Origin of the sequence: Sulfurovum indicum, assembly GCF_014931715.1 — a bacterium.
Taxonomy (GTDB): Bacteria; Campylobacterota; Campylobacteria; order Campylobacterales; family Sulfurovaceae; genus Sulfurovum; species Sulfurovum indicum.
In genome coordinates, this window is the sequence record NZ_CP063164.1 from 2155433 (window position 1) to 2174224 (window position 18792).

The following is an 18792-nucleotide window of genomic DNA, read 5'->3' on the forward strand; positions in this document are numbered from 1 at the left end:
CATAGAGCAAAATACCTGTCGCTTCAACTAAAAGCTAAAAAAGTTATAATACTCCTCATGATCACAAGGAAGAGAGAGACAGATGCTATTCAAGTACAAAGGGTTTGACAAAACGGGGAAACGTGCCAAAGGCACGGTCACAGCAAGCTCTATAGAAGAAGCTGGACAGAAGCTGCGAAACCAGAGCATCTATTATGAATCACTCACCCCTGCCAAAGCTTTTTCCCTTGAAAGCCTGACCAGACGACAGATGCCGGGTGAACTGCTTGCCTCCTTCTCCAAGGAGCTCTCATCATACCTTAATTCCGGCATGACCATTCTTACTGCCATCAAGCTTCTGGAAAACCAACATGAGGGTGAAAAACGCTATGTCTCTTTTCTCAACTCCCTCAAAACAATGATTGATGAGGGGAAGTCTCTCTACCATGCATTGAACACCCAAAAGGTCTATACACTTCCAGAGTTCTATATTCAGAGTCTGAATATTGCCGGACAGAGTGGGAAAATGGTAGAAGTACTGACCAATATGGGGGCCTTTTTCTCTGCTCAGGATAAAATACGCAAACAGGTCAAAGGGGCAATGGTTTACCCCGCCGTTATCTTTACCGTTGCCGTTGCCATGACAGCATTTCTTATCACCTTTGTCGTACCGAAGATCACAGAGATATTTGAAGATACGGATCAGCAACTTCCTCCTATCACACAGTTCGTTTTGAATATTAGTGACTTTCTAACCGCTTACTATCTGTATCTTATCATGGGGATCATACTCTTCATCATCATTTTCAAGCTTGTTTATACAAAGACCGATGCCTTTCACCGCTTTATTGACGGATGGCTCTTAAGAGTACCTGTACTGGGAACACTCATACAAAACCATGAACTCGGAAGATTTTCCTATATCCTATCATTACTGCTAAACAGCGGTGTCGCTTATGCACAGGCTGTCAAACTTGCCGTTGCCTCTTTTGGGAACTATAAACTGATCAGCCTTTTTGAAAATGCCTCGATCAAGGTAATGGAAGGGAACAAGCTCTCCAATGCTCTGCAGCTGAGCAAAGGGATCAAACTCAAACGGAACTTCATGCAGTCGCTTGCATTGGGAGAAGAGTCCAGTGAAGTAGGAGAGATACTGGAAAACATCTCTAAACTGTATGCTGAAGAGAATGAAGAAAAACTTAAAATACTTCTGAGTATGCTCGAACCGTTCATGATGCTTGTCATCGGAGCTGTAGTGGGGGTGATCATCTCTGCCATGCTGCTGCCGATCTTTACCATGACACAGGGATTGAAGTAAAATATGGGCACCTCTAATAACCCCATACGCCCATAATGGGTTTTGCAGATGTGAGATTTTACAAGAGGCTTTCAAGTCCTAGCCAAAGCTAAGACGATGGAAGCATCTTGTGAAAGATCGCGTCTGCAAAGCCCACCCTTTGGGCAATGCCGGCTTTGCCCTATGCGGCGTTACACTTTTTCGACTTAGCTACGGCTAGGTCTGTAAAGTGTGCCTTGCCTAGAACAAAGCCGGCAATGTTATGAGCATATGGGGTTATTAGAGGTGCCCATATATGAAACAAGGAGAAACATAATGACAATTTTAAAAAAAGTGGGATATTCAGCACTGTTTGCTACATCTGCTCTTTGCGCAGACGGTATGGGGGGAGAGATCTCTTTGGGTATTTTCAGCCATTCTCCGAATGGTTATGCCTCCTATGAAAGTTCTTCTTCTGTAGATCTTGAAGAAGATCTGGGGTGGAGCAGAGAGCAGGATATGATGTTCAAAGCCTATCTGGAACACCCCGTACCTTTTCTCCCGAATCTAAAGGTAGGCTATACAAACCTGTCACATAATGGACGAGGTACCGTTACCGCCTTCTCCTGGGGAGGTATCATTAATGTAGACGGAGATATAGACTCCTCCCTTGATCTTAAAATGTATGATGTCACATCCTACTACGCATTGCTGGATAACACCATTGAAATCGATACCGGTATCACACTACGCTATTTGGATGGCAACATCGATGTTACGGTCACACCGTTTCTTTCACTCCTGGAAGAACATGAAGTTGTCAGTTTTACTTCCCTGGTCCCTATGCTCTATGGAAAATTCAGAGCAAATATTCCTGCAACCGATATCAGTTTACAGGCCGAAGGAAATTTCATTACCTATGAAGATACTACTTTTTATGACTATGAGATAAGTACACGCTATACTTTCAGTATGGGAATCGGTATCGAAACAGGGTACAGAGCCATACATCTTGACAGTAAGGATCTTGAAAACGGATTAACTGCCGATATGGACTTTAAAGGGCCGTATGTATCTCTTGTCTGGAATTTCTAATGGCAAAACAACGATTTAGAGATATCAAACAGGGAAAAGCCGCCCCTGTAGAGACAAACAACTCCAAGAGAGAAACGCCTCGGAAAAACTATGCAACTGTAGGTGACAAACTCAAAGCTTTTCTCACTGACAGCTTTATGCTTCTGATGCCGATTATGTATGTGGTTTTCTATCTGGTGATGGGCGGACGCGAGGGATTTGCTGAACATAAGATAGTGGGATGGCTCTATATTCTTGTACCGCTTGTTGTCTTACAGACACTTTTCATGTACAAAAGCGGACAGACACCAGGATACCGTGCCTACAAGATAGAGGTCATCGATGAGGCAACAGGGAAACGTCCTTCTCTTTTTCTGATTCTGTTCAGAAATCTCTGTGCCATTCTCTCCATGGCAACGCTCTTTGGCTGGATGCTGATGTTCTTCAGAAAGGATAACAAGAACCTGCATGACTTGCTGAGCGGAACAGCTGTCATCAGAAAACCATGAAAACACTACTGACGCCCCTGGCACTCTTTTTGAGTGCTTTCTACTTTTTCTATTTTGCCCTGGTGGGTGTCTATGTGATATTTATGCCAAAGGCTCTGCTTGACCTTGGGTACAATGCTGTGGAAGTAGGGATCATCTATGCAGCTGCTCCCTTTATGCGCTTTCTTCTCCCTTTCATCTTCAGACACTTTGTCACACTGACCCCCAAAGTCTACCTTGCAGCACTCATTATTACCTTTGCTGCGACCCTGCTTTTTTGGGCTACAGTCAATCACTTTATGCTATACCTCATCGCCAACCTTCTCTTTGGAGGTGCCATGGGGGTCTCTCTTCCCTATGTAGAGACCATTGCACTTGCGATACTTTCCAAAAGCCGTTACGGTAAAGTACGTTTATGGGGTTCACTGGGTTTTATGGCTATTGCACTATGGCTGGGGAAAGTACTCACTGTACCGTTTGAAGCACTTTACTACCTCTCAGCCATGACTTTTCTTACAATGCTCTTTGGTACTCTTCTCATCAAGTATGACAGAACAGAGCATACATCTTCCCTGGAGGATGCAACCTTCTCGTTATCAAAGTACTGGGCATTCTGGATTTCGGTCTTTTTGATGCAGGTTGGTTTTGGAGGATTCTACAACTTCTTCACCATCTATGAGACCTCCCACGGTATTTCATTGGAGATGACCAGCTGGATGTGGAGTTTCGGCGTGATCTGCGAAATCGTGATGCTTTACTTCCAGGGGCCTCTTTTGCAACGGAATCTGCTCAATATTCTGCAGTTTGCCACACTGGTGACGGCAGGAAGATGGCTTATACTCTATCTCTTTCCTGATTCTGTCACACTAACCTTTGCATCACAGTCTTTACATGCAGTCAGTTTCGCTCTCTACCATACCGCTGCCATCACTTATGTCTTCTCTCTCTATACCCAGAAAAAACTGGCACAGCAGTTCTTCCTGGGTATCGCTTTCGGACTGGGAGGCTCTGTCGGTGCTGTACTCTCCGGACAGATATACGGAGAGTACCTCTTTTTGGTCGAATCAGGCATTACCTTTATGGCTTTTGTGGTATTGTGGATCCATCAGAGACGCAAGAAGGAGGTACTGCATGAAACATAAAATGCCCGCTGTTATCTTTGCCGGAGGGAAGAGCTCCCGCATGGGAGAGGACAAAGCCCTACTCCCTTTTGGCAGTTTTCCTACCCTTGTACAGTATCAGTATGAACGTTTGTCCAAAATATTCGAGAAAATCTATCTCAGTACAAAAAGTGCAAAGTTCAACTTTGAAGCACCGCTTATACAGGACCTCTATAGTGAAAGTTCACCGCTTGTCGGACTTGTTTCCGTTTTTGAAACTCTGGATACGGATGAAATCTTTATTTTGAGTGTCGATGTACCTTTTATAGAAGAGAATATTATTAAAAGCATACTGAAAGAACCGTCTGGCTATGATGCTGTGATAGCTAAAAACAAAGGACAGCTACAGCCGCTGTGCGGACGCTACTCACGTTCGATACTCCCCCTTGCCAAAGCAGAGCTGGAAAGAGGTAACCATAAACTGGGCATACTGCTGCAGCAGGCAAATACCTCTTATATGGCTTTTGAGGAGAAAAAAGCGTTCATGAACCTGAACCATCCCCATGAGTACAGGGAAGCTCTCAAGATCATTTCTTCTTAACCTGTAGCTGATTTTCATTCTCAAGCATCTGTATCATCAGTTTTTTGGAGAAGAAGAGGAACTTCTCAAAAAGCGTACTGTGGTATTTGTCTTTATGATAGATTAACAAAAAGTCACGCTTACACTCAAAGTTCTTTACCTTTACACGGTAAAGCTTCTCTTCTTGCAGTTCATTCTCTACAGAAATTTTCGAGATACAGGTAAGACATTCCCGGTTCATCAAAATACTTTTGATCGATTCTGTATGTCCAAGCTCAAAAAAGATATTCAGGTTATCCACCTTATCTTTGATATAGTCAAGAAAGACTTCGCGCGTTCCGGACCCCTCTTCTCTCAGTACCCACCGTTTATCCGCCAACTCATCAATATAGCATGAGTCGCATAGATCCTTTTGGGAAGAGACAACAATCAGCTCATCTATCCCAACTTTCTCCTTAATAATATCTGACCCCGAAACAAAGCCCTCAACAAATCCGACATCGATCTCGCCGCTTTGGATCATCTCTGTGATCTCTTTGGTATTACCCTCTTTAAGCGTGATCTTTACATCAGGATAAGAGCTCATATAGCTGCAGATGATCGAAGGCATCAGATAATCTACGATCGTTGTACTCGCCCCTACACGGATCATCCCTTTGTTCTCAGAGTTTTGGAACTCATACTCTATATCCGAAAGCTTTCTAAAAAGCGGCTCTATCTCTTTGTGAAAAGCACGTCCCACCTCATTCAGTACCAGTTTCTTGTTAATACGGTCAAATACCGGACGACCCAGAATACTCTCAAGCTCTTTGATGGACATTGAAATCGCTGATTGACTGAGGTTCATCTCTTTGGCTACATTGGTCAGGTGCCCTGAGGCTACCACATTAAGGAAAATTTCCATCTGTCTGAGTGTTAGTTTCATGATTGACTCTCTTTTATTCTAAAAAATTTATTATTGTACACTATTTGATTTATTTCATGATTATATCAGAAATATGGTAGAATTTCAAAAAAGTAATCAATTTTTTTGAATGAAATTTTACTAATGAGGAAAAAAGTATGCCATTTTCACCAGAACACCGCAAAGGTACCTTAAGTGGTATCATTTTCGTTGCTATTTTTGCTGCAGGTGCAACCTACCTCGCCGGCATGGGTCCGATCAAAGCACTTGGCCTCTCTCCATTGGTCATCGGTATTGTCATGGGTATCTTCTACGCCAACACCCTCCATAACCAGACACCGGCAGAATGGCAGGGCGGAATCACCTTTTCTGCAAAAAAGATCCTTCGTTTTGCTATCGTGCTTTACGGTTTCCGTATTACCTTCCAGGAGATCGCTGCAGTCGGAATGGACGGATTTCTTGTTTCGCTTATCATGCTGACATCCACACTTATCCTTGGGTCATGGCTTGGCTACAAGATGTTCGGTATGGAGAAAGATACTTCCATTCTTACTGCATCCGGAGCCGCTGTCTGTGGTGCTGCTGCTGTTCTTGCCACGGAACCGGTACTCAAGTCCGAAGAGTACAAAGCAGCCATTGCTGTATCGATGGTCGTTCTTTTTGGAACGATATCTATGTTCCTTTACCCGGTACTCTACACAACACTCATTGAGAATGCTACAGGTTTCCTGCATATGACAGCAAGAGAGTTCGGTATCTATGTGGGAGGGACCATCCATGAAGTAGCACAGGTTGTTGCAGTTCCTGCTTCTGTACCCGGTTCCCCCAAAGAGATGGCGGATGCTGCCGTGATCGTGAAAATGACACGTGTTATTATGATCGCTCCAATGCTTATACTCCTCGGGCTTTATCTCTCGTACAGTGCCAATAAAGAGGGAGGAGCGAGTAAAGAGAAGACGCCTCTTGTTATTCCCTGGTTTGCTGTCTACTTCATCATGGTTGCCGGCTTCAACTCATTGCATCTGCTTCCTGAGAACATTGTATCTCTCATCAATGAAGTCGATACTTTTCTGCTTACTATGGCAATGACCGCTCTTGGTATGGGAACTATCTTTGCAAAGTTCAAAGGGCTCGGACTCGCACCGGTCTATACAGCATCGAGTATGTTCGTATGGCTGGTTGTCGGTGGCTTCCTTGTAACAAAACTTATTGTTGAGGTGATATGAGTCCTCTTGACTTTTTCTGCTCTGCCTGCGTTACAGAGTAGTTTGTTTTTCTTCACAACGAAAAGTATTGAACTACAGAACACCATATGAAATATTTTTTGAAAAACTTACCAAGAAATTGACTGCATGATTAAATTTGAATAGCACTTATAATTTTAAGGGCATATGTAAAATAGACTTTATGATAGTGGTGGCCACGAATGGACTCGAACCATCGACCACCACCATGTCAAGGTGGTGCTCTACCAACTGAGCTACGCGACCACATATTTTGTAGGTGGGAATTATATACGAAAATAGCTTAAACTCCTCTCATAAAGAAGAGTTAGTTTTGACAAACCCAACTGCTCTCTGCACAGAGTCTGTCCAGGTATTTACCTGCTTCTGTCTTACCAAGCTTCAAAGCTTTTTTGAGATTCTCATATGCTTTGAGCTTATCGGTCGGAATACCCTCTCCCCAGGCATACAGAATACCTACATTAAGCTGCGCATTGGCATCACCCATATCGGCTGCTTTCCTAAAATGTTCAAATGCTTTTTGTATATCCTGGGCAACACCTTTGCCTTCAAGATAAAGCGTACCCAGATTATTGTGTGCCTGTATGATCCCATGCTGTGCAGCCTTTTCATACCAGTACTTTGCCCGCTCATAGGAATGTTCTTCCTGTTCGCCAAGACTATGGTAGATCTCTGCAAGATTATACTGTGCAGAAGCCAGTCCCTGCTTGGCCGCCCTTTCATACCACTCCATCGCCTTTTTAATATCCTGCCGGGCACCTTTCCCCATAGCATACATCAATCCGACATTATACTGTGCTTTTGCATCACCATTCTTGGCCAGTATATAAAAACCGTTAAGTGCTTCAATATAACTTCCGTTCCTGTAGGCCTGCATTGCATTGTCAAACTCACCGGCAAACAAACTAACTGCCAATGCTGCACCTAAGAGTATCTTTTTCATTCCCGTCCTCTTCATATCAATGTTTCGGCAATAAATGTCTTGGTCACTTTCCCGCCAAATCTGTATACACCCTCTTCACAGCTGACATACAGCTCATCTCCGCTTTTAGGGTGTACCTTGACCTGGCCGGGCACTTTCCCCTCTTTATGATTACGAATGAAACAGGCCACCATACCCGTTCCGCACGCCAGTGTTTCATCTTCCACACCACGCTCATAGGTACGGACATACATCGTATTCCCCTCTATCTTACAGATGTTGACATTGACATTGTATTTTTCTCTAAGCTTTCGTGCCTGTTCCAGATCAAATGTATCAATATTGTCACGTACTGCTACCAGGTGCGGTACACCTGAATCGATCAGCCACCATATTTCATCATCCTCTTCAATATCGGTTCGGATAATACGTGGTTCAACCATATCACTGACCACATACAGACCGTTGATCGTGGCATGGATCACTCCCGCACCGGTAAGGAACTCCGCTTTACCGTTCTTGCTGATCCCTTTCTCATGGGCGAAGTGAGCCACTGCACGGCTGGCATTTCCGCACATTGCCGCATAAGAGCCGTCTGCATTGTAGAATTCCCATTCAAAATCGTACTCAGGATGAGGCAGCACTACCACCATCCCATCTGCTCCCACACCATTCTGGCGATGACAGAGCTTCTTTGCAAGCTCAGATCTGTCTGCTTTCTCCTGCGCAATGAAGATGATAAAATCATTTCCGTTGGCAGAGTATTTGGTCACTGTCATGCAAACTCCTTCAGTATCGCATCTTTTACTTGCTCGTATTCTATCCTAAGTTGGGTTTTATCACAACTATTGTCGATGACAAAATCGGCCATATAGCGCTTCTCTTCAATATCTATTTGTGCAGCGATCCGTTCCAGTATCGCTTTTTTGTCAAGTCCGTCCCTGAGTATCGCTCTTTCTATCTGTTTCTCCTGTGGTGCATAGACAACAAGAGAGCGCTTTATAGGATAGCGTTTCCCTTCAAAAAAGAGTGGGATATCCACGATATACGGCTTCCTTTTTGCATCTTCTGTTTGTGCTTCCGTTTCAATCCTCTCATAGATCAAAGGGTGTAGCAGATGCTCGAGAGCTTTACGTTTCAGAGGATCTGCAAAAATCACGGTACCCAACGCTTTTCGGTCAACCCTTCCCTCTTTTACCATCTCCTCTCCAAACATTTTAACGATCCGGTCACGCTGCTCTTCCAATATCTCATGTGCGATCCGGTCGGCATCAATAACTGTAAACCCATCTTCTTTAAACATTTTTGCCACAGAACTTTTTCCTGTCGCTATGCCTCCTGTCAGTGCCACAGCATAGTCAAATGTCATCTTTTACCACCTTTTGTAAGACTGCAGCTGCATCCGGTCATAATGGTACACATCATCCCTGAACTGCAATTTTCCGTCATAATCCACCCAGGCGGTCAGATAGACAATATCGACCGGTACCTTTTTGCTCAAACGCATATGGACATTCTTTTTACCTTGAAGGATCTGTTCAGATTTTGCAAGATCAATGTTCTCTTCAAACGCTGCAAACGTTCTAAACAGCTCCCTTGGTTTTTCCAGGCGTACACATCCGTGGCTGAAAGCCCGCTTCTCTCTTTTAAAAAGAGGTTTTGTCGGTGTATCATGCATATAAACAGAAAATCTGTTAGGGAAAAGAAACTTAATCTTTCCCAGGGCATTTCTGTAGCCGGGTGGCTGGGCAAAACGATAGGGAAGATGTTTACTGTACCGGTAAGCTGCCCAGTTAACCGAAGCAGGATCGATCTTTCTGGCATCTCTGCCCCAGCCCGTATAGACATCGATCCCCTCTTTCCTCATTGCATACGGATTACGCAGGAGTTTAGGGATCATCTCCTTTTGAACAATACTTTTTGGCACATTCCAGTAGGGGTTGAGCACAATTATCTCCACCTCATCGGAAAAGATCGGTGTCGGGTGATTTGGTTTACCCGTAATCACTTTCATACTCTGAATCAGCTTCCCGTTCTCTTCAAAGTAGAGTGTGAAAAACGGAATATTGATGATGATATGCCGATGCGGCTGTCTCGGATTGAGCCACTTGATACGGTCAAGGTTGAGGCGAATTGTTGCAATGCGCTCAGAGACAGGAGTGTTCAATGCTCTCAGTGTTGCCGGTCCCACAACACCGTCTGGTTTAAGTCCGTTACGTTTCTGAAAATGCCTGACTGCTTCCTGAAGACAACCGTCATACAGCTCCCCCTCTACACTCTCACTGCATCCGGTATAATCACCTGTGACCTTCAGTCGTTCCCGAAGAGAGTATACTCCTTCGTCATGGCTGCCAGGGTCAAGTTTTCTTCTATGCAGCACTACCCTCTGCCAACCGCCATCAGCTTCAATATCCATATAGTGTTTAAGCGCTTTTTGCAATGCCCGGTAGTGGTAGGCTGTCGGTACAGCAGCCTGAAGTTCCTTCTTCATGTCTCCTCCAAGCAATGCCCTCTCCACCATCTTCACAGGATCCACATCCGGCCGGTGCAGTACCCATTCTGTACTTACCCCGTTGACCTTCAGGTTGGAGATGCGTGCCTGAAATGCCCCCCAGTTGATACTGCCAAAGTAAGCATAGTCTATATAGGCTTTATAGAGCAAAGAGATCTTAAATTCCATCTCCATTTTTTGAAGGAATGTACTTTGGGAAAGATAAAGGTTTTGCGCTTCCTCATAAAGAAGTCTGGCATCACGGTAGAGCTTACTTTCCGGATCGAGTGTAAAATCCTCCTGCATCGTTCCAAAAAGTCCTTTAGCCGGTGAAGAAAGACCCTTTTCCTGCATCCAGACCGGTAAAAACAGAAGCTCTTTGTAAAACCTTTTCAAAAAACTTTTGGAAGGCTGGGTCTTCAAAGAGTTGAATATTACATCCGTTGCATGCTCTTCAAATGCCATTTGACCGGCATACAAAGGCGTCATGTGCAGTGACAGTATCATCACTGCTGTACCCAACCAGAGCCTTGCCTGCTTCCAACTTTGCTGCATCTTGTCTCGCTTTACCGTAAGTTTTTGGGTTATCAGAGGTGCCCTTCAAATAATTATATCGTAACGTTATCAGATAAATGCTAAAATAAGAACGCTTTGAATACTTCATGCATTCACAGCAGGATCGGAAGAGGAAAGGTATGCATTTTACACTCGGGTCACCCTGGTTCCTACTGCTTCTACTGTTACTGCCCTGCTTTTTCTGGTGCAGAGAAACAGACAGAAGCTTCTATGTTTCAAAACTTGACTGGGCAGGAAAGGAGAGTTCTCTTCTCTCATGGAAACAGTGGTTCAAAATTCTCATTTTTACACTTATGGTCATTGCTCTGACCAAACCCTTTGTCTATGAGAGTGAAGGCAACCAGTATAAAAAGGGCCGTGATCTTATCCTTGCCATTGATGCAAGCGGCTCCATGGCACAAAGCGGTTTTGATGCCAGGAACCGTTTCAGTAGCAAATATGAAGTCACCCTCAAACTGGCTAAGACCTTTACCCAAAAACGTTACGATGACAATATAGGTGCCGTGATCTTCGGTACCTTTGCCTACACTGCTTCCCCCCTCACATACGATCTGGAAGCTCTGGAATATCTGCTTGACATGACCACAGTCGGTATTGCAGGAGAAAGTACCGCCATTGGTGATGCCATCATGCAATCCATCCGTACACTCTCCTATGGAAAAGCAAAAAACAAAGTGATTATTCTGCTTACTGACGGATATCATAATGCAGGGAAATATTCACCAAAACAAGCAGTTGCCGAAGCAAAAAAGCTTGGAATCAGGATCTATACTATCGGAATCGGCAAAAAAAGTGACTACGATGCCGCACTTTTGCAAACTATAGCCAAAAAGAGTGGCGGGAAAAGCTACAGTGCAAACAGTGCAGAAGCACTCAGTGCAGTCTTTTCCGAAATCTCAAAACTTGAACCCAGCCGCATCCGCGGGGAGAATTATCTGAACCAGAGACTGCTTATCTTTTTCCCGCTGATCATTGTGATAGGTCTTCTGCTTTTATGGATATTCCGTCAAGAGAGGGGGAGAGAATGAGTCTTCTCTATCCACAGTTTCTCTGGCTGCTGATCCCTTTCGGATTACTCTTTCTCTACCTGAAACCCAATCTCCTGATACAAAGAGTCCATCTGATCATCCTTCTATTGCTGGTCTTTACGCTTACGCGTCCACAGCTGCAAAAAGGATTTCAGGAAGAGAGCATCGAAGCAAAAGAGGTGCTTATTGCACTGGATGTCTCCTACTCAATGCGGGCTACCGATGTCAAGCCTACCCGCTACGACTATGCCAAAGCAACTATTGATACCCTCTTGAGAGAGAATGTACAGGATAACATCATGCTGATCGCCTTTACAACCAACCCCCTGCTTCTCTCTCCCCCTACAACAGACCATATACTCGTAAGGACAGCACTCAATGCTCTTGATCTGAACAACATTCTCACCAAAGGTACATCACTTGAAAAACTCTTTAAAAAGATCTCAAGCATGAAAAAAGTCCACCGTGAACTGCTGCTCATCACCGATGGAGGAGAAGAGAAAGACCTGAAGAGGCTGACAACAGCACTTGAAGATACCGATATTCACTTGACTATCCTGGCACTGGGAAGCAAACAGGGGACAACCATTCCCACAGAAGATGGAAGTATGCTCAAAGACAGCGACAACCATCTGGTCGTTTCACGTATCAACCCTCTTCTCAAAGAGCTTGCACAAGCCATGAACGGTACATACCTGACCGCATCAGGGAATCCACAAAGCACTTCCGATGCCATCAACCGCAGTTTTTCACAATCACACCTGGAAGCCAAAAGAGTGAACAAACTGCACTATACCACTACCGAACTCTACCAGATACCTCTTTTATTGGCTCTCCTGCTCTTTTTGATGCTGCATACCCGTGCCTCGAAATACCTGCTGATACTTTTTGCCCTCCTGGGTATACCGCTTCAGGCATCCTTCCTCGATACCTTCTACCTTGACCAAGCCTATCATTCCTATGAAGCCAAAGAATACAACACTACGAAACGTATCCTTACAAAAATAGAGACACCCTCTTTACAAAAACAGTTCGCTCTGGCCAATACCTTTTACAAGCTGCACCAATACAAAAAAGCCATTGCCCTCTACTCAGCCATCCATTCTACCTCAGCATCGGTCAAACAAAAGCTTTACTACAATATTGCCAATGCCTATGCAATGCAAAGAGCGTATGATAAAGCCAAGATATATTATACTAGAGCCTTGCAGCTGGGAGATGACGAAGATGCTCTGCACAACCTGAAAATCATTGCACTTTTAAAGAAAAAAAAGCGTGCGGAACTTGGTATTTCCCATCCCAAATCCCAAAGCAGCGACAGCAGCAAAAGTAATGCAGAAAAGGGCAGTCAGTCCAAAAAAACTCAGGATGAGGAGCAGCAAAGTTCCGGCTCCGGCTCCGGAGGCGAAAAACAGGAAAGTACAAAAAAGAAGCAGGAAAAACAGAAACTGATACTCGATAAAAGAGAGGAACAGCAACCACTCAGTTCGAAGGTTTACGAGCTCATCAACAAAGGATACATCCATGAAACACATCCCTGGTAAGTTTCTGCTGCTGTTGACACTATGGCTTGTCACCCTGCAGGCAGAAGATTTCAGCTTTAACTATCATATCCGGAAACATAACCCCTATGTGAAAGAACCTCTTCTTCTCTCCATCGATCTGAACCAGACCAACCATGATATTGTCCTGCTTTTCAATTTCGATCTCAAACCAAGCGATGACTACACTTTTCAACGGATCGATTCGGAAGAGACCGACACACACCACAATGCAAAGGTGCACTACCTCTACCTCCTCTATCCGCTAAAGTCCGGAGAGGTCAAAGTCCATTTCGATCTTGTCAAACGTGTAACCAATGACGAGAGTGTTGCATACAGTTTTTCCGGTGACAGAGACAATGTCAAAGGTTTGGTTACAGAAGATACCAAAATAGATCTGCCTCCACTTACTCTGCATGTCAAAGCTCTTCCAAAAGGGACACAGATCGTAGGAGACTTCAATCTCACCTATGACCTGAAACAAAAAGAGGCAAAAGCCTATGAACCGATCCCTTTCCAAGTCACCATTAGCGGAGAAGGGTACCCGCCTCTGCTCACGCATCTGCTGCCAAGAGATACCAACTTCACTCTCTTCAGTGAAAAACCGATCATCCATACGAGTCACTCCCAAAAAGGTACACAGAACAAGATCATCTACCCGATGGCTCTCTCCCACAACAAAAGTTTTGTACTCCCTGCCATAATGATCAGAGCATTCAATCCCCAAAAAGAGCAAAGCTATACGCTTGAGATCCCTTTACAAAAGATCAATATAGACAAAAGAGATATCAATGAACTGGTTGACAAGGTTGACACTCCTCCTCCATTAAGTACCGACTGGAGCTGGATGACAACACTTTTTGGCTATCTGCTAGCATTTGCTTCCGGATTTGCCGCAGCATGGCTTGTCAAATGGCAGAAAAAAAGAACAAAAAATACCGCCCACCCGCTTATTGAAAAGATCAACGTATGCAATAACAAAAAAATGCTTCTGCAACTGCTTTTGGCACATGATGCAGCAAAGTTCTCCAAAGTCATTGCAAAACTGGAAAAAGAACTTTACGGGGAAGGGACATACTCACTAAAATCACTCAAACAAGAGGCAAAGGAGCAACTGATATGACAACTAAGATCACCAAACTCAAAGAGGAATTACACAAAGCAGTCATTGGCCAGGAGGCAATGATAGAAGGACTGCTCATAGGACTGCTCAGTGACGGACACATTCTTGTTGAAGGAGTACCCGGACTTGCAAAAACCACGACTATCAATGCTCTTGCAAAGACATTGGGGCTGGATTTCAAGCGTATCCAGTTCACTCCGGACCTTCTGCCTTCAGATATCATAGGTACACAGATATACAATCCCAAGGACCATACTTTCAGCATCAAAAAAGGTCCTCTTTTCACCCATCTGCTTCTGGCCGACGAGATCAACCGTGCTCCCGCAAAAGTACAGTCCGCGCTACTTGAGGTGATGCAGGAAAGACAGGTAACCATCGCCGATGAGACTTTTACTCTTGAAAAACCCTTCCTTGTCATGGCAACCCAGAATCCCATCGAACAGGAGGGGGTCTATACATTGCCGGAAGCACAGCTTGACCGTTTTATGATGAAGCTTGTTGTCTCCCATAATACAGAAGAAGAGGAACTGGAGATCATGCGAAAAGGGGCGACCAAAAGTTTTGAAGCAGTACAAAAGGTGCTCAGTATCGAAGATCTCTGTGCTCTTCAGGAGGAACTGGAAAAGATCCATATTGATCCGGAACTGGAGCAGTATATCGTCCAGCTTGTCACTGCTACAAGAACTCCGGAAAAATTTGGTCTTGAAAGTATTTCACAGAACATTATGTACGGTGTCAGCCCCCGTGCCTCCATCGACCTCTACAAGGCAGCCCGTGCAAAAGCCTTTTTGCGCGGTAACAACTTTGTCACCCCTGCTGATATCGGATACATAATCCATGATGTCCTGCGCCATCGTATTGTACTCAGCTATGAAGCACGGGCCAGAGGGATTAAAACCGATGAGATCATCACAAAGATCATAGAAACAGTGCCGATACCATGAAAAGTATTCAGTGTTTAGCGTTTAGGATGCTTTGCATCTGTCATTGGTTACTAGCAATTGATGATTGGGAAGATTCTCTTTTGAATAAAAGCTTTGCAAAGCAAAGCATACCAACACTACTCGTGAAAAAAAAGGTCACTCTATGAGTTCTTCTTTCAAAGCGCTCCAGCTCAAGGCAAGACACCAGGTCTACACTCTTTTAAGCGGCCATAATCTTTCCCGACTGCATGGTGAAGGGTATGATTTTGCCGAACTGCGTGAATACCAGATGGGAGACGATATCCGAAAGATCAACTGGACCGTGACAGCAAAGCTTGGCAAACCCTATATTAAAGAGCTGCATGCCAACAGGGAACTCTCTGTCGTTGTCTCTGTACTTATGGATGGCGGGGTCTATTTTGGTGCCGGTAATGCCAAACAGAAAACCATGACAGAGGTAGCTTCACTGCTGGGCTATGCTACCCAGCACAACAACGACCTGTTCAGTGGGCTGCTCTACACCAAAGATCAGATATATATGACACCTCCTACCAAACAGCTCTTTGAGATAGAACATTTTTCAGAACAGATCCATTCCCTCGAAGTGCTTCACTCCCAACTTGACCTGCAAGCTTCAATTGATGATCTTTTCAAACGGATACACAAACCCTCCCTGCTCTTTATTCTTCACGACTTCCTTACCCCTGTTGACCTCTCTCTGCTGGCACAACGCCATGAAGTGATCGCTGTTGTCATTCGTGAAAGAGAAGAAGAGTTTCCGGGGGAAAAGGGTGAGATCATCATGCAGGACCCCAGAAGCGGAACAAAGTTCAATACCTACTTTGGCAAACGGAGTGTTACCCGCTACCTTGCCAGACGGGAAGCAAATGATGAGAAGATACTCGAACACTTTTCACAGTATGATATACGTTATATAAAGATATTTACGGATGAGGAGTCTGTAGAAAAGCTTATCTCTCTGTTCCGGTAGCGTCTTACAGACCGAGCCCTTTCAGCAGGGATCCTGCTCCCTCTCCCCACTTCTTTTCCAACTTCTCTCTAAGCTTGTTGCCAAATTTCTCTTTAAGTATGGCACCTGTATCAAGAACGATCTTCGGATGATCGGTCGTCCCTGTGATCTTTCCATAAACCGTATACCCTTCATACACGAACTTCAGTCGCCCACTTTGCATTTTGGTTCTTTTATTGACCCTGCCTTTTGTAATCTCTATGGCACTTCGTGTGCCTTTTGCATATAAAGTATAAGCGATGTCATCACCCTTTATATTGGCATGCAGTGTGGTTGACAGGAAGATGATCCGTGCCGGATCTTTTCCCAGTACCCCCTTTAGTACCTCAGTCAATGCACTCGGCTTGATCTGAAAAGATGTGATATTGAGATCGGCAACACCGATTTGTGATCTCATATTATACACTGCCTTACCCGAAGCCTTTCCCAGAAAACTTTGCGGATACCCCATAAACTTTAAGATATTTGGCAAAGGAACGGCTTCTATATTTGTCTTAAGTTGATCTCCAGTCAGTGTATAGTTCACACTTCCACCCAAAGATCCCGTATTTCCGGTTACTTTCAACTGCTTTGTCCTACTGAGCTTGCCATCGAGTGTTAACGGTCCGTAAAATTTGAAACCTGTCAGAGTATAAAGCCTTGCAAGATCCGGAATATCCAGATGGTATTGTGCAGAGAAGTTTCTCTGTTCCGTATCTGCTACGATCTTTTTGAGATGAATATCACCCAGTTCCGGCATCTTCACTGCAGTATCTCCATAAACCACATGCTCTTTCATCACCCCTTTAGCTGCCAAGGAAAGCTTCATCTTCACCGGCTTACCCGTAAGCTTCTGCATGGCCTCAGGCTGAAGGGTCAACGTTTTCCCTTTGAAATAGAATGTGCCGTCGAGATGCTTAAGATCGGTGATGTTCACTTTTGCATCCATGGTTCCTTTCACATAGACAGGCAGGCCCATAAGTACCAATACTTTATCTGTATAGAACTGCAGAGCATCCAGTTCAGCTTTCACTCCATCATAGGCAAATGCCACCTTCTTGCCAAGACCTTTTGCTTCACCCCTCACGGAGATCGTTTTATCATACTCAACATTTCCGCTTAGAGTGACCGCTTTTCCTTTTTGTGCACCGGTTCCGGTCACTGGCAGCGCTGCATCATGAACCTTGACATCATACTTCGAGACCAGTCTCTGTCTACCGATATCGTACTTCATCGATCGAAGCATGATATCAGCTGCAGTTGAACGTACTTTTGTATCTGCCTGAACTATCTTGTTTTCGATCTTCCCTTCCGAATGCAGTATCAGGCTGTTATGTTCACGGATCTTATACTTGAATACTTTTTCGATCACTTTGGCATTGAGCTTTCCTTCCTCTATATCGATCACATAACTACCCGACTGCACTCTTTTGTCATCGATCCTGATTTTTCCATGAAGTACTCCGTCCATCCATACAGGCTGCTTTACAAAACGCAAGACCTTTGCCACAGAAAGTGATGCCATATCGATCTCGGTATGCTCTCCTGTATTGAACATAAGCATACCGCCCAAAGAGTGGCTTTCCCCTGTAATCTGTACTCTTTTCTCTTTTACTTCTACTTTCCCCACTGCACTGAATGGGCCAGAAAGTCTGTTATCGGTCAAAATACGCATCTCTTTGACATCCATCTCATACAGGGCTCTGAGTGTTCCCTCTTCCGTATAGAATACCCCGTCATGCACCTTCATTCTGAACAGATTGCTTTTCCCGTCCGCCGAAAAAACGATTCTCCTGCCGTTGAGTGCTGCATCTGCCCGGAGAGAGAAGTAGCTCTCTTTGGGCAAAGAGTAATGATAGTACTTTTCTACCAGTTTATAGTCAAACAGCGCCTTATTTACACTGAGTCTGGCATACCCTTTGGCTCCCTGTTTGCCGATACTGGGCATATTGATCTCCAGGTCAGCCTTTCCTTTTGCCAAAGGCGGCTGCTTGGTGAGTTCCAGCACTTCTGCCAAAGAGAGACCCTGCATGGATGCTTCGACCTGTCGGACTTCTCCATTGATTAAACGCAGCCTGTAGGCGATCGGCGCATTCAGTGCCGTTCCTTTACCGCTGAGACGGATATCCTCTGCAACCCCTTTGAATCTCCCCTTGATATCTGCCTGCCGGAGCTTCATACCTCCATATGCAAAATGATCTGCCACGATATGATATGCACCATCAAAAGAACGTGTCCACAGATCATATCGTGAAACGATATCTGTATGCACTTCTCCATTAATCAGCAAATTCAGCTTCAGGCTGCCCGCACGCAACCGGTACGCTTTGATTTCCACCGGCATACCTGTCTTTTTTTCAAGCTGCTCCTTCAGATAGGGCTTCATTGTTGCATTTCCAAAATCACTGAACACAAAGAGAAAAAGTGCGGTAAGCACTAAGAGAGAAAAAAGCAGCAGTGACAAAAGTGTGATCATAATTTTATACATGATTTTATTATACATCGATTATCAAGAAAGTAAACCAGGATATTCA

Annotated in this window: 17 protein-coding genes and 1 tRNA gene; 11 read left to right on the forward strand and 7 right to left on the reverse strand. The window is 44.5% G+C overall.

Annotated features, from left to right (window positions below; translation table 11 throughout):
• Positions 1–82 precede the first annotated feature (82 nt).
• The 5 genes from IMZ28_RS10710 to mobA all read left to right on the forward strand — a co-directional run bounded on the left by IMZ28_RS10710 (position 83) and on the right by mobA (position 4518).
• Positions 83–1297 carry a type II secretion system F family protein gene (locus IMZ28_RS10710; protein WP_197548580.1) on the forward strand — a complete coding sequence of 405 codons (1215 nt, stop codon included), beginning with the start codon at positions 83–85 and terminating at the stop codon, positions 1295–1297.
• A 294-nt stretch (positions 1298–1591) separates the two neighbouring features.
• The gene (locus IMZ28_RS10715; RefSeq protein ID WP_197548581.1) at positions 1592–2350 is read left to right on the forward strand and encodes a TIGR04219 family outer membrane beta-barrel protein; all 759 of its coding nucleotides are present in this window, start codon (positions 1592–1594) and stop codon (positions 2348–2350) included.
• Positions 2350–2838 carry an RDD family protein gene (locus tag IMZ28_RS10720; RefSeq protein WP_197548582.1) on the forward strand — a complete coding sequence of 163 codons (489 nt, stop codon included), beginning with the start codon at positions 2350–2352 and terminating at the stop codon, positions 2836–2838. The genes IMZ28_RS10715 and IMZ28_RS10720 overlap by 1 nt, the downstream gene beginning before the upstream one ends.
• Complete coding sequence (locus IMZ28_RS10725; RefSeq protein ID WP_197548583.1) at positions 2835–3959, forward strand: MFS transporter; 1125 nt, start codon at positions 2835–2837, stop codon at positions 3957–3959. Before IMZ28_RS10720 ends, IMZ28_RS10725 begins: the two co-directional genes overlap by 4 nt.
• Positions 3949–4518: a molybdenum cofactor guanylyltransferase MobA gene (mobA, locus tag IMZ28_RS10730; RefSeq protein ID WP_197548584.1), complete on the forward strand. Its 570-nt coding sequence runs from the start codon at positions 3949–3951 to the stop codon at positions 4516–4518. The genes IMZ28_RS10725 and mobA overlap by 11 nt, the downstream gene beginning before the upstream one ends.
• Here mobA and IMZ28_RS10735 read toward each other — a convergent pair.
• On the reverse strand, positions 4505–5422 hold the full coding sequence (locus IMZ28_RS10735) for a LysR family transcriptional regulator (RefSeq protein ID WP_197548585.1): 918 nt from the start codon (positions 5420–5422) through the stop codon (positions 4505–4507). The genes mobA and IMZ28_RS10735 overlap by 14 nt on opposite strands.
• Before the next feature lie 137 nt (positions 5423–5559).
• Between IMZ28_RS10735 and IMZ28_RS10740 the strand changes: the two genes are divergently transcribed.
• Entirely contained in the window at positions 5560–6627 is a 1068-nt protein-coding gene (locus IMZ28_RS10740) for a YeiH family protein (RefSeq protein WP_197548586.1), read from the forward strand.
• A gap of 188 nt (positions 6628–6815) precedes the next feature.
• On the opposite strand, the gene IMZ28_RS10745 is transcribed toward IMZ28_RS10740, so the two are convergent.
• From IMZ28_RS10745 to IMZ28_RS10765, 5 genes are all read right to left on the reverse strand, one after another.
• Positions 6816–6891: transfer RNA gene (locus IMZ28_RS10745), tRNA-Val, on the reverse strand.
• Between the two features lie 61 nt (positions 6892–6952).
• Complete coding sequence (locus IMZ28_RS10750) at positions 6953–7588, reverse strand: tetratricopeptide repeat protein (protein ID WP_197548587.1); 636 nt, start codon at positions 7586–7588, stop codon at positions 6953–6955.
• An 11-nt stretch (positions 7589–7599) separates the two neighbouring features.
• On the reverse strand, positions 7600–8346 hold the full coding sequence (gene dapF / locus IMZ28_RS10755; RefSeq protein WP_197548588.1) for a diaminopimelate epimerase: 747 nt from the start codon (positions 8344–8346) through the stop codon (positions 7600–7602).
• Positions 8343–8936, reverse strand: coding sequence for a dephospho-CoA kinase (gene coaE, locus IMZ28_RS10760; protein WP_197548589.1), 594 nt, complete (start codon positions 8934–8936; stop codon positions 8343–8345). Before coaE ends, dapF begins: the two co-directional genes overlap by 4 nt.
• Before the next feature lie 3 nt (positions 8937–8939).
• Positions 8940–10613 (reverse strand): L,D-transpeptidase family protein, encoded by a 1674-nt coding sequence (locus tag IMZ28_RS10765; RefSeq protein WP_197548590.1) that lies wholly within the window; start codon positions 10611–10613, stop codon positions 8940–8942.
• A 140-nt stretch (positions 10614–10753) separates the two neighbouring features.
• Here IMZ28_RS10765 and IMZ28_RS10770 point away from each other — a divergent pair, with 140 nt between their 5' ends.
• From IMZ28_RS10770 to IMZ28_RS10790, 5 genes are all read left to right on the forward strand, one after another.
• Complete coding sequence (locus tag IMZ28_RS10770; RefSeq protein ID WP_197548591.1) at positions 10754–11662, forward strand: vWA domain-containing protein; 909 nt, start codon at positions 10754–10756, stop codon at positions 11660–11662.
• Positions 11659–13206 carry a vWA domain-containing protein gene (locus tag IMZ28_RS10775; RefSeq protein WP_197548592.1) on the forward strand — a complete coding sequence of 516 codons (1548 nt, stop codon included), beginning with the start codon at positions 11659–11661 and terminating at the stop codon, positions 13204–13206. Before IMZ28_RS10770 ends, IMZ28_RS10775 begins: the two co-directional genes overlap by 4 nt.
• On the forward strand, positions 13187–14326 hold the full coding sequence (locus tag IMZ28_RS10780; protein WP_197548593.1) for a BatD family protein: 1140 nt from the start codon (positions 13187–13189) through the stop codon (positions 14324–14326). The genes IMZ28_RS10775 and IMZ28_RS10780 overlap by 20 nt, the downstream gene beginning before the upstream one ends.
• Positions 14323–15270, forward strand: a complete 948-nt coding sequence (locus tag IMZ28_RS10785) for an AAA family ATPase (protein WP_197548594.1) — start codon at positions 14323–14325, stop codon at positions 15268–15270. Before IMZ28_RS10780 ends, IMZ28_RS10785 begins: the two co-directional genes overlap by 4 nt.
• Positions 15271–15412: 142 nt before the next feature.
• On the forward strand, positions 15413–16240 hold the full coding sequence (locus tag IMZ28_RS10790) for a DUF58 domain-containing protein (protein ID WP_197548595.1): 828 nt from the start codon (positions 15413–15415) through the stop codon (positions 16238–16240).
• 4 nt (positions 16241–16244) lie between these two features.
• Here the strand turns inward: IMZ28_RS10790 and IMZ28_RS10795 are convergent, their stop codons facing one another.
• Positions 16245–18746, reverse strand: coding sequence for an AsmA family protein (locus IMZ28_RS10795; RefSeq protein WP_197548596.1), 2502 nt, complete (start codon positions 18744–18746; stop codon positions 16245–16247).
• Positions 18747–18792: the final 46 nt, after the last annotated feature.

Excerpts from the sequence above, each read along its gene's own strand:
- IMZ28_RS10790 (WP_197548595.1), top strand. The coding sequence starts at position 15,413 with ATGAGTTCTTCTTTCAAAGCGCTCCAGCTCAAGGCAAGACACCAGGTC.
- IMZ28_RS10715 (WP_197548581.1), top strand. The coding sequence starts at position 1,592 with ATGACAATTTTAAAAAAAGTGGGATATTCAGCACTGTTTGCTACATCT.
- IMZ28_RS10795 (WP_197548596.1), bottom strand. The coding sequence starts at position 18,746 with ATGTATAAAATTATGATCACACTTTTGTCACTGCTGCTTTTTTCTCTC.
- coaE (WP_197548589.1), bottom strand. The coding sequence starts at position 8,936 with ATGACATTTGACTATGCTGTGGCACTGACAGGAGGCATAGCGACAGGA.
- IMZ28_RS10740 (WP_197548586.1), top strand. The coding sequence starts at position 5,560 with ATGCCATTTTCACCAGAACACCGCAAAGGTACCTTAAGTGGTATCATT.
- IMZ28_RS10720 (WP_197548582.1), top strand. The coding sequence starts at position 2,350 with ATGGCAAAACAACGATTTAGAGATATCAAACAGGGAAAAGCCGCCCCT.
- dapF (WP_197548588.1), bottom strand. The coding sequence starts at position 8,346 with ATGACAGTGACCAAATACTCTGCCAACGGAAATGATTTTATCATCTTC.
- IMZ28_RS10710 (WP_197548580.1), top strand. The coding sequence starts at position 83 with ATGCTATTCAAGTACAAAGGGTTTGACAAAACGGGGAAACGTGCCAAA.
- IMZ28_RS10765 (WP_197548590.1), bottom strand. The coding sequence starts at position 10,613 with ATGCAGCAAAGTTGGAAGCAGGCAAGGCTCTGGTTGGGTACAGCAGTG.
- IMZ28_RS10785 (WP_197548594.1), top strand. The coding sequence starts at position 14,323 with ATGACAACTAAGATCACCAAACTCAAAGAGGAATTACACAAAGCAGTC.
- mobA (WP_197548584.1), top strand. The coding sequence starts at position 3,949 with ATGAAACATAAAATGCCCGCTGTTATCTTTGCCGGAGGGAAGAGCTCC.
- IMZ28_RS10735 (WP_197548585.1), bottom strand. The coding sequence starts at position 5,422 with ATGAAACTAACACTCAGACAGATGGAAATTTTCCTTAATGTGGTAGCC.
- IMZ28_RS10725 (WP_197548583.1), top strand. The coding sequence starts at position 2,835 with ATGAAAACACTACTGACGCCCCTGGCACTCTTTTTGAGTGCTTTCTAC.
- IMZ28_RS10750 (WP_197548587.1), bottom strand. The coding sequence starts at position 7,588 with ATGAAAAAGATACTCTTAGGTGCAGCATTGGCAGTTAGTTTGTTTGCC.
- IMZ28_RS10770 (WP_197548591.1), top strand. The coding sequence starts at position 10,754 with ATGCATTTTACACTCGGGTCACCCTGGTTCCTACTGCTTCTACTGTTA.
- IMZ28_RS10775 (WP_197548592.1), top strand. The coding sequence starts at position 11,659 with ATGAGTCTTCTCTATCCACAGTTTCTCTGGCTGCTGATCCCTTTCGGA.
- IMZ28_RS10780 (WP_197548593.1), top strand. The coding sequence starts at position 13,187 with ATGAAACACATCCCTGGTAAGTTTCTGCTGCTGTTGACACTATGGCTT.